The following is a 10,693-nucleotide window of genomic DNA, read 5'->3' on the forward strand; positions in this document are numbered from 1 at the left end:
GAGGGCTTCGAGGGCCGGCCGCTTGCCGGCTTCTTCCCCGGCTCGACCATCGGCAATTTCGAGCCCTGCGAGGCGGCCCGCCTCCTCGACGTGTTCGGGCGCATCCTCGGCGCGGGCGCGACGCTGGTGCTCGGCGTGGACCTCGTGAAGGACCGGGCCGTGCTGGAGGCGGCCTACGACGACGCGGCCGGCGTCACGGCGGCGTTCAACCTGAACCTGATCACCCGCATCAACCGCGAACTCGACGCTGAGATCGACCCGAGCACCTTCGCGCACCGGGCCTTCTTCAACGCGGCGGCCTCGCGCATCGAGATGCATCTGGTCAGCCGCCGCGCCCAGACCGTGCGCGTCGCCGGGCGCGGCTTCGGCTTCGCCGCGGGTGAAACGATCCACACCGAGAACAGCTACAAGTACACGCTCGACGGCTTCCGGGCGCTCGCCGCCCGCGCCGGCTGGTCGCCGGTCGAGGCCTGGACCGATCGCGACGGGCTGTTCTCGGTCCACGCCCTGCGCCGCGACGGCTGAGGGCATCGCGTTCGGTTTCCGGTCGATCGCCCCCGGGCCGCGCCCGATCCGTCATCGCGAGGCACAGCCGACACGATGACGGTGGAGAACCGGTCTCCCGCGCGCCTCGGCGGCGCACGGGGGATCCGGTGAGAGCCGGCTAGAGCCGGCAGGCGCCCGACAGCGCCGCGTTCTCGGCACTGGTGAACAGCCGCGAGCGGATGTGGAAGCGCTTCTCGCGGCCGTTCTCCAGCGAGAACATGCCGCCGCGGCCGGGCACCACGTCGAGCATGATGTGGGTGTGCTTCCAGACCTCGAATTGCGAGCGCGAGATGAAGAAGTCCGCGCCGCCGACCTGGCCGAGATGCACGTCGCCGTCGCCGACGATGAAGTCGCCGACAGGATAGCACATCGGCGATGAGCCGTCGCAGCAGCCGCCGGACTGGTGGAACATCACCGGGCCGTGCTCGGCCTTGAGTTCCTCGATCAGTTCCAGCGCCGCGGGCGTCGCGGTTACCCGGAGGGGCGTGCCGGCATTGTCCGCCTGCTCAGCGGTGACGGGCTCGACCCGCTCGGCGGAGGGGCTTGCGGGCTCGCTCATGGTTCTCGTCTCCCTGATCGTTCTCCCGTCGTTATCTGAGGCCGGACCGGCATATGTCCACGCGGCCGGACGCGCGGGCGAGGAAAGCGGACGAAACCCGTCGGAACCGCCCGAGACGGCTCGGCCTTTCGGCCCCTACGCCCGCGCGAAGGGGGCGGCCCGACTTTTGCAAAAGGTGGTGGAACGTCCGCGCGACGGCACAAAAAATCCGCCGAGGATTCGTGATGTCTCAGCCCGCCCCCGATCTCGCCGCACCCGCGGTGAAGACGACCTGCCCCTATTGCGGCGTCGGCTGCGGCGTGATCGCCACGCCGGACGGGCAAGGCGGCGTGGCGATCGCGGGCGATCCCGACCATCCGGCGAATTTCGGGCGCCTCTGCTCCAAGGGCTCGGCGCTCGGCGAGACGGTCGATCTCGGCGACCGGCTGCTCGCCCCGACCGTCGATGGGCAGAGTGTGTCCTGGGAGGGCGCACTCGGCACCGTGGCCGGCGGCCTGCGGCGGATCGCCGAGCAGCACGGGCCGGACGCGATCGCCTTCTACCTCTCTGGCCAGATCCTGACGGAGGATTATTACGTCGCCAACAAGCTGGCGAAGGGCTTCATCGGCACGCCGCATGTCGACACCAATTCGCGGCTCTGCATGTCCTCGGCGGTGGCCGCCCACCGCCGCGCCTTCGGCTCCGACACGGTGCCCGGCTGCTACGAGGATCTCGACGAGGCCGACCTGATCGTGCTCGTCGGCTCGAACGCGGCGTGGTGCCACCCGATCCTGTTCCGCCGCATGGTCGATGCCCGCAAGAACCGCGGCACGAAGATCGTCACCGTCGATCCCCGCCGGACGCAGACCGGCGAGGAGGCCGACCTACATCTCGGCCTCCAGCCCGGCACCGACACGGCCCTGTTCTCCGGCCTGCTCTCCTATCTGGCGGGCCAGGCCAAGCTCGACGGGCGCTTCATCGAGGAGCACACCGCCGGCATCGAGGGCGCCCTGGAGCGCGCCCGGCAGATCGCGCCGGACGCCGCCGCCACCGCCCGCGCGACGGGTCTCGCGGAGGCCGACGTGCAGGCCTTCTTCGAGCTGTTCGCCCGCACGACGCGGGTCGTCACCGCCTTCAGCCAGGGGGCGAACCAGTCGGCGCAGGGCACCGACAAGGGCAACGCTATCATCAACTGCCACCTCGCCACGGGGCGGATCGGCCGGCCCGGCATGGGGCCGCTCTCGCTCACCGGCCAGCCCAACGCCATGGGCGGGCGCGAGGTCGGGGGGCTCGCCAACATGCTCGCCGCCCACATGCACTTCGCCCCCGAGGAGGTGGACCGGGTGCGGCGCTTCTGGAAGGCGCCGAACATCATCACCGGCGAGGGGATGAAGGCGGTCGCCCTGTTCGAGGCGATCGAGCGGGGGAAGATCAAGGCGCTCTGGGTGATCGGCACCAATCCCGTCGTGTCGATGCCGCGGGCCGACCGCATCCGCGACAGCCTCAAGAAACTCGACCTCTACGTCGTCTCGGAGGCGGTCGCGACCAGCGACAGCGCACGCGCCGTCGGCAAGAAGACCGTGCTGCTGCCGGCGCTCGCCTGGGGCGAGAAGGACGGCACGGTGACGAACACCGAGCGGCGCATCTCGCGCCAGCGCGCCTTCCTGAAGGCGCCGGGGCAGGCGCGGGCCGATTGGGCGATCCTCTCCGACGTCGCCCGCCGCCTCGGCCACGGCGAGGCCTTCGCCTACAATTCGGCGGTCGAGATCTTCCGCGAACACGCCGCGCTCTCGGCATTCGAGAACGACGGCACCCGCGACTTCGACCTCGGCGGCCTCGCGGAAATCGACCGGCACGCCTACGACGCGCACCTGCCGATGCAGTGGCCGGTGCCGAAGCGCGGACCCGACGCGCGGAAGGGCCGCGCCCGTCTCTTCGCCGACGGGCGCTTCTACACCTTCGATCAGCGCGCCCGCTTCGTCGCGGTCCAGCCGCCGGCCCTGGCGCAGCCCGTGACCGCGGAACGCCCGCTCGTGCTCAACACCGGCCGCATCCGAGACCACTGGCACACCATGACCCGCACGGGCAAAAGCCAGCGCCTCTCGGCCCACCGCGCCGTCCCCTTCGTCGAGATCCATCCCGACGACGCGGCCCGCTACCGCCTGAGCGACGGGGGATTCGCTCGGGTCACGACCGATCTCGGCAGCGCGATCCTCGAAGTCACCGTGACGGACGGCGTTCTGCCGGGCTTGATCTTCGCGCCGATGCACTGGAGCGACATGACCGCCTCGGACGGGCGCGCGGCGGCGCTCGCCCGCGGCATCACCGATCCGGTCTCCGGCCAGCCCGAGTTGAAGGCGACGCCGGCCTCCGTCGAGGCCGTCGCCTACCGCTCCCGCGGCTACCTGCTGACGCGGGAGGCCCACGCGGCGCCCGCCGGCTGGTGGTGGGCGCGGGCGACCGTGCAGGGCGGCTCGGGCCTGCTCTTCGCCACCCAGGAGGGCTCGCGCGAGATGGCGCTCGCCGTGCGCGGGATGTTCCCCGGCCACGAACTGGCCGAATATGTCGATCACGCCCGCGGGCTCTACCGCTGCGCGGTCTATCGCGGCGACCGGCTCGTCGCCGCGCTGGCCGTCGCGCCGGGCGACCGGCGGCCGGACTGGGAACTCGCCAAGGCGGTCTTCGCCAGCCCCGACCTCGAGGCCATCGACCGGCGCGCCCTGCTCTCGGGCCGGGCGGCGACGGCCTCGGCCGGGCCGGTGGTCTGCGCCTGCCACGGCGTCGGGCTCGACGTCATCAATGCGGCGATCGCCGCCGGGGCCGGCTCGGTCGAGGCGGTGGGCGCCGCCTGCAAGGCGGGCACGAATTGCGGCTCCTGCATCCCTGAGATCCGCAAGCTTCTCGCGCCGGCGCTTGCGCGCAACGCCGCCTAGGGGCAGTTTCGACGCCAACCGGCTCTCCTCCCCCTTGCGGGGAGGAGTTGGAGGTGGGGGTGGTGCCGGATCAGGCGCAGCGGTGCCTTCCGCACCACCCCCACCCCCGGCCCCTCCCCCCAGGGGGAGGGGAGCGCACCGGCACCCCGTGAACCGAACGCGTCAGATCGTATGACCACGCCCCGCCAACCCCGCGAAACCCGCGCCGGCCTCGAGCCGCTGGCGGTGCTGCCCGTGTTCGTGCCGCTGCAGGACAAGCGGGCGGTGCTCGCCGGCTCCAATGGCGGCGCGCCCTGGAAGGTGAAGCTGCTCGCCGCCGCCGGCGCCCGGGTCGATGTCTACGCCGAGGAGCCCAGCGAGGAACTGCGCGGCGTGCCGGCCGAGATCGCCGCCGGCTCGGTGACCTTGCACGAGCGGCGCTGGACGCCCGAGGATCTCGCGGGCGCGGCCTTCGCCATCGGCGCCATGGAGGACGAGGACGACTGCATCGCCTTTGTCGCTGCGGCGCGGGCGGCCGGCGCCATCGTCAACGCCGTCGACCGGCCGCACCTGTGCGACGTGAAGTTCGGCGCCATCGTCAACCGCTCGCCGCTGGTGGTCGGCATCTCGACCGAGGGCGCCGCCCCGGTCTTCGGGCAGACGGTGCGGGCGCGCATCGAGGCGATGCTGCCGCGCGGCTTCAAGCACTGGGTCGCCGCCGCCCGCGACTGGCGCGAGGCGGTCTCTTCCCGCTTCCACGGCTTTTCCGAGCGGCGCGGCTTCTGGGAGCGCTTCACCGACCGCGCCTTCGCCGAGCCCGACCGCGCGCCCACCGACGCCGACCTCGCCGACCTGATGGGTCAGGCCGAGGCGCTGCCCGCGGGCGGCGCCGTGACCCTCGTCGGCGCCGGGCCGGGCGACGCCGAACTCCTCACCCTCAAGGCCCTGCGGGCCCTGCGCAACGCCGACGTGATCCTCTACGACGACCTCGTCGCCCCCGAGATCCTCGACTATGCCCGCCGCGAGGCCCGGACCATGCTCGTCGGCAAGACCGGCCACGGCCCGTCCTGCCGCCAGGACGACATCAACGCCCTGATGGTCTCGCTGGCGAAGTCCGGCAAGCAGGTGGTGCGCCTGAAATCCGGCGATCCGCTCGTCTTCGGCCGGGCCGGCGAGGAGATCGAAGCCTGCGAGGCGGCCGGCATTCCCTGCACCATCGTCCCCGGCGTCAGCGCCGCCCAGGGGGCCGCGGCGTCCCTCGGCGTGTCGCTCACCCACCGCGACGCGGCCCGGCGCCTGCAATTCGTCACCGGCCACGACCGGCGCGGAGCGCTGCCCGAGGACCTGAACTGGGGCGCCCTCGCCGACGGAAGCGTCACCACCATCGTCTACATGCCCAAGCGCACGCTGCGCGCCCTGCTGGAGCGGGCCGTCGCCGAGGGGCTCGCGCCCGGGACGCCGGCCCTCGTCGTGTTCAACGCCACCCGCGCGAAGCAGGCGACCGTGGCCGGCACCGCCGCCGACCTCGCCGAACGGATCGAGGCCTCGAACCTCGAAGGGCCGGCGCTCCTGATGGTCGGCGAAGCCCTGCGCCGGCACAACGCCCGCGGCGCGGACGCGGCCGTCGAGATCCGGGCCGAAGCCTCCTGAAACGCCGCAGGGCCCGCGCGATCCAACTCCCTTGCGGCGTCGCGCGGGCTTGCCGCGCGCTCCCGGCTCTGTGATGGGAGGGGCAGCGCCCTGACCCGCCCCGACGCGCCCGGCCGCCGCCGCGCCGCCTTCCGTCACGCCTTCGAGGACCCCATGCGCCGTCCGTCCCGCAGCGTTCTCCTGCCGCTCGCTGCCTTCGTCGCGGGCCTCGTGGCACTCTCGGTCGCCCTGGTGATGACGCTGGTGCCGCAGCATCCGCAGAGCGGCCCGAGCGGCATCGGCGGGCCGTTCACCCTGGTCAACCAGGACGGGACGACGGTCAGCGAGCGCGACTTCGCCGGCAAGCCCTACCTGATGTTCTTCGGCTTCACCCACTGCCCCGACGTCTGCCCGACCACGCTCCAGCAGATCAGCGACGTGCTGGCGGCGCTCGGGCCCAAGGCCGACAGGCTGAAGGTCGCCTTCGTCAGCGTTGACCCTGAGCGCGACACGCCCGAATCCCTCAAGACCTACCTGTCGAGCTTCGACCCGCGCATCACCGGCCTCACCGGAAGCCCGGAGCAGGTGGCGGCGACGGTCAAGAGCTTCCGCGCCTACGCCAAGAAGGTGCCGAGCCAGGGCGGCGACTACACGATGGAGCACACCGCGCTCGTCTACCTGATGGACGCCCGCAACGGCTTCGTCGGCGCGGTCAACCTCAACCGGCCGGCGGCGGAGACGGCGGCGGAGCTGTCGAAGCGGATCTGACCGGGACGCGGCCCCGCGGGCGCCGCCCGAGCGCCCCGGTGCGGGAGGTGCGGGCCAGCCCGTGCTCGGTCTTGTTCCACCGGTGCGGGTCGCGCAGCCACTCGATCATCGCCATCCACGCCGCGAGGCCGACCAGCCCGTGGTAGAGCGGCAGCAGGGCGACGAAGGGCAGGAGATCGCGCCAGCCCCGCCGCAGGCAGCCGACGATGCCCGGCAGCCAGATCGCCGCGAGGCCGGCGAGGAAGACGGTCCAGGCCCCCGCCCGGGTGAGATGCGCCAGGACCGTGCCCTCGCCCGACGGAGCGAGGAACAGTTCGCCGAGGCTCCCCGCCATCAGGAACGGGTAGAACAGGGCCGAGGCGACGGTGCCCGGCACGAAGGCCAGCGCGCACAGGCTCTCCGCCGGACCGAGACGGCGGTAGACCGCGCGCGGATGCCGGCCGTGGGTGTAGCTGGTCTGCAGGAAGCCCTTCATCCAGCGGGAGCGCTGCCGCAGCCACGCCCTCAGGCGCTTCGGCGCTTCCTCGTAAGTTGAGCTCGGCAGGTCGCCGACGCGGTAGCCCGCGAGCGCGAGGCGCAGGCCGAGATCGGCGTCCTCGGTGACGTTCCAGGCGTCCCAACCGTGCAGCGAGCGGAGCACCCGCGTCCGGAAATGCGTCGAGGTGCCCCCGAGCGGGATCGGCATCCGCCATGCGGCCAGCGCCGGGGCCAGCACGTCGAACAGGGCGGCGTACTCGATCGCGAACAGGCGGGGCAGCAAGCCGTCCGCCTCGTTGTCGATGACGAGACGTCCCTGGAGGCAGGCGGTCGAGGGCGGCGACTGGGCGAACAGGGTCGCCGCGCGCCGGAGCTGGTCCGGCTCGATCACGTCCTCCGCGTCGAAGACGACGAGGTGCTCGCCCCGCGCCAGCGGCAGGGCCACGTTGAGCGCCCGCGGCTTCGTGCGCGGCCGGCCGTCGGGCACCGTCACGACCTCGAACCGGGCCGGGAACGGCACCGTGCCGAGCGCGGCGGCCGTCTCCGTGTCGTCGGCCTCCAGCAGGAACTTGATGTCGAGCTTGGCCGCCGGGTAGTCGAGCCGCGCGAGCGTCCGGACGAGGCGCGGCACCACCGCGGCCTCCCGGTAGAGGGCGACGACGACCGTGTAAGTCGGCAGCCTCGCATCATCGAGGAGCACCGGCCGCGGCCCCGCCAGCCCGGCGACGCGGGTGCCGACGGCCGCGAGGCGGAAGGTGAGCAGCGCCAGCATCAGGGCCTGGATCAGCGCCAGCACGACGAAGCCGACGACGCTCGGAAGGCGTACGAGGGCGACGAAGAGGGCGAGCACGGCCCCGGCGAGGGCGAGGTCCAGAACCTGCGGTCCCGGACGGCAGGACCAGTCCGGCCGCAGACGCCCCAAGGCCTCGGATGCCTCGGCGGCGATGCCCTCGCCGTGCCGGGCGAACACCGCCTGCCTGAGGCGCGTCGGCGTCGTGATGGCCGGCCGGCCCTCCAGCCCCTCCGCCGCCCGGATCAGCCTGCCCACTGCCGCGCCGCGCGGAGCGGCGACGACGAGGGCGGTCGAATCGAGGGCCAGCGGCGCGGCGCCGACGGTGAGGCAGTGCGGGTAGCGCAGGCCGTCGCCCAACCGGATGGGGCCGTCGAGAAACGGGGTCCCGAGCCGCCGGGCCAAGGCTTGATAGAAGGCGTCCTCGGAGAGAAGGCCGACATGGAGCAGGGCCGTCGCCGCATCGGTCCCGCAGCGGCGGGCGATGGCGCAGGCCCGATCCAGCACCTGCGGCGGCACGCCTTCCTCGGCGAGGAAGGCGACCTCCGCCGGCCAACGCCCGGCAGCCGATGGTTCGAATCCGGCCGACCGAGCCGCGTCCCCCCTGCCCACGGCCGCCCTGGTTTGGCTGGGAGGCGCTTCGGCCTCACGGAGGTCGGCAAGGTCGTGCAGGGGGCGGCTCCCCGAGACCCTGGGCCGTGCTAGGAAAAGGTATGGGCCTCGACCTTTCCGACAGCGTGTATCGCTCCGTTTCCTCAACCTCCGCGTCAAGATCCCGGTGGGCGTTGCCCGCCGCGATCGGTGGTGTTCTGCTGAGCCTGCTCGCGGGCGTTGCACAGGCACAACAGCCCTCCGCCATCGCCGCAGCGGAACCGCCGGCCGCGGCCATCCCGAACTTCTGGAATCCGCGGGCCCGCGGCGAGCGCGTCGAGGCGCCGCAGACGGGACGGGCGGTGCGGTTCATGACCGACGACGAGTTCCCGCCCCTGCATTTCGCGGGGCCGGACGGGACGCCGACGGGCTTCGCCGTGGAACTCGCCCGCGCGGTCTGCGAGCGGTTGGCGATCACCTGCACCGTCCAGGCGCGCCGGTTCGACACCCTACTCGACGCGCTCGCCGACAAGCAGGGCGACGTGGTGGCCGCTGCCGTGCCGCTGACGGCCGGACTGCGCGCGCGGTTCCTGGCGACGCGGCCCTATTTCCGCTGGCCGGCCCGCTTCATCGCCCGCAAGGATCGCGGCCTGCCCGCCCCCTCGGCGACCGCGCTCGCCGGGCGGAGCGTCGGCATCGTGGAGGGCAGCGCCCACGAAGCCTACCTGAAAGCGTACTTCCCGAAGACGACGCGCAAGACCTTCACCGACCTCTCGGCGGCCGAGAGCGCGCTCAAGCGCGGCGAAGTCGAGTACCTCTTCGCCGACGGCCTGAGCCTCGCGCTCTGGCTGAACGGCCAGGAGGCGGAGAGCTGCTGCGCCTTCTCCGGCGGCGACTACCTCGAGAACCGCTATTTCGGCGAGGGCATCGGCTTCGTGACCCGCACCGACGACGCGGCGCTGGCCCGCGCCCTCGACGATGCGCTGCAGCGGGTGTGGGACGACGGGAAGTATGCCGAGCTTTATCTACGGTTTTTTCCGGTCAGTCCGTTCTGACCGGGGCCGGATCGCCCTAACTGCTGTAGCGTGACGCCGGCACCCCACGGGGCTCGCACGCCCCGGCTGACCTTAAGGCTCGAATGGACCATCCGCGCATGCCGAAGCCGTACAGCACCTCGACCGGACAAGCGCGCCGCCGCGTCGGAGAGCCCAGTGCCTCGCACCGGGAGAGCGATGTTTCCCTGGAGAGACGACGGAAGCTCGCGCTCAACCGCTTCACCTATAGCGGCGGTTACGACGGCTACGAGGGCCGCATGATCCTGAAGCCCGAGCTGCGGCAGGACGGATGGCCCGACGGGTCGCGCTGACGCTTTCCCCTCCCACCGTTTTCGATTGATCACCTCGGGTCCCGCGACCCTCCGTCCTCGCGAGCGGACGCGACGCGATCCAGCGGCGCGACCCGTCCGGAAGAGTCGCGTGCTGGATGGCTTCGGCTTCGCTCTGACGGCGGAGAATCCGGCCCGATCCCGGATCGCTGTGCGAGCCCTGCTCCCGGCGTTGACCGTCAGCGCCGCCCGGCCGCGCGCCGCATCCCGCCGCCGCGGGACAGGCCGGCATCCTCCTCGAACAATTCGGCGAGTTTTTCCGTCATCGCGCCGCCGAGTTCCTCCGCGTCGATGATCGTCACGGCGCGGCGGTAGTAGCGCGTCACGTCGTGGCCGATGCCGATGGCCAGGAGCTCGACCGGCGAGCGGGTCTCGATCTCCTCGATCATGTAGCGCAGGTGGCGCTCCAGGTAGTTGCCGGGATTGACCGAGAGGGTCGAGTCGTCCACCGGCGCGCCGTCGGAGATCACCATCAGGATGCGGCGCTGCTCGGGCCGGGCCAGCAGGCGCTTGTGGGCCCAATCCAGCGCCTCGCCGTCGATGTTCTCCTTCAGGAGACCCTCGCGCATCATCAGCCCGAGATTCTTTCGCGCGCGGCGCCACGGCGCGTCGGCGCTCTTGTAGATGATGTGGCGCAGGTCGTTCAGGCGGCCGGGATTGGGCGGCTTGCCGCCGGCGAGCCACGCCTCGCGGGACTGACCGCCCTTCCAGGCGCGGGTGGTGAAGCCGAGGATCTCGACCTTCACGCCGCAGCGCTCCAGCGTGCGCGCGAGGATGTCGGCGCAGGTCGCCGCCACCGTGATCGGGCGCCCGCGCATCGAGCCGGAATTGTCGAGCAGCAGCGTGACGACGGTGTCGCGGAAGTCCGTGTCCTTCTCCTGCTTGAAGGAGAGCGGCTGGAACGGATCGGTGACGACGCGCACGAGCCGGGCCGGGTCGAGCTGGCCCTCTTCCAGATCGAAGTCCCAGGCGCGGCTCTGCTGCGCCAGCAGGCGGCGCTGCAGCCGGTTGGCGAGGCGGCCGACCACGCCCTGGAGATGGGCGAGCTGCTTGTCGAG

Annotated in this window: 9 protein-coding genes; 6 read left to right on the forward strand and 3 right to left on the reverse strand. The window is 72.3% G+C overall.

The window, feature by feature from the left end:
- Positions 1-525, forward strand: a 525-nt coding sequence (locus tag MFF42_RS17230) for an L-histidine N(alpha)-methyltransferase (RefSeq protein WP_238256843.1), incomplete at its 5' end; no start/stop codon positions are given.
- A 139-nt stretch (positions 526-664) separates the two neighbouring features.
- Here MFF42_RS17230 and MFF42_RS17235 read toward each other — a convergent pair.
- Entirely contained in the window at positions 665-1,105 is a 441-nt protein-coding gene (locus MFF42_RS17235; protein ID WP_238256844.1) for a DUF779 domain-containing protein, read from the reverse strand.
- Positions 1,106-1,329: 224 nt separating this feature from the next.
- Here MFF42_RS17235 and MFF42_RS17240 point away from each other — a divergent pair, with 224 nt between their 5' ends.
- The 3 genes from MFF42_RS17240 to MFF42_RS17250 all read left to right on the forward strand — a co-directional run bounded on the left by MFF42_RS17240 (position 1,330) and on the right by MFF42_RS17250 (position 6,393).
- The gene (locus MFF42_RS17240; protein WP_238256845.1) at positions 1,330-4,017 is read left to right on the forward strand and encodes a nitrate reductase; all 2,688 of its coding nucleotides are present in this window, start codon (positions 1,330-1,332) and stop codon (positions 4,015-4,017) included.
- Between the two features lie 171 nt (positions 4,018-4,188).
- Positions 4,189-5,646, forward strand: coding sequence for a siroheme synthase CysG (gene cysG, locus MFF42_RS17245; RefSeq protein ID WP_238256846.1), 1,458 nt, complete (start codon positions 4,189-4,191; stop codon positions 5,644-5,646).
- Between the two features lie 153 nt (positions 5,647-5,799).
- Positions 5,800-6,393 (forward strand): SCO family protein, encoded by a 594-nt coding sequence (locus MFF42_RS17250; RefSeq protein ID WP_238256847.1) that lies wholly within the window; start codon positions 5,800-5,802, stop codon positions 6,391-6,393.
- Here the strand turns inward: MFF42_RS17250 and MFF42_RS17255 are convergent.
- Entirely contained in the window at positions 6,344-8,179 is a 1,836-nt protein-coding gene (locus MFF42_RS17255; RefSeq protein WP_238256848.1) for a glycosyltransferase family 2 protein, read from the reverse strand. The two genes, MFF42_RS17250 and MFF42_RS17255, sit on opposite strands and share 50 nt — an antisense overlap.
- A gap of 266 nt (positions 8,180-8,445) precedes the next feature.
- On the opposite strand from MFF42_RS17255, the gene MFF42_RS17260 reads away from it, so the two are divergent.
- Together MFF42_RS17260 and MFF42_RS17265 are read left to right on the forward strand one after the other, a co-directional pair.
- Entirely contained in the window at positions 8,446-9,306 is an 861-nt protein-coding gene (locus MFF42_RS17260) for a transporter substrate-binding domain-containing protein (protein ID WP_373875191.1), read from the forward strand.
- Positions 9,307-9,404: 98 nt separating this feature from the next.
- A complete protein-coding gene (locus tag MFF42_RS17265; RefSeq protein WP_238256850.1) occupies positions 9,405-9,617 on the forward strand; it encodes a hypothetical protein in 213 nt (70 codons plus the stop codon).
- 197 nt (positions 9,618-9,814) lie between these two features.
- On the opposite strand, the gene MFF42_RS17270 is transcribed toward MFF42_RS17265, so the two are convergent.
- Positions 9,815-10,693: cobaltochelatase CobT-related protein (locus MFF42_RS17270; RefSeq protein ID WP_444980419.1), on the reverse strand; the 879-nt coding region annotated here is incomplete at its 5' end.

This window comes from Methylorubrum podarium, assembly GCF_022179745.1.
Classification (GTDB): domain Bacteria; phylum Pseudomonadota; class Alphaproteobacteria; order Rhizobiales; family Beijerinckiaceae; genus Methylobacterium; species Methylobacterium podarium.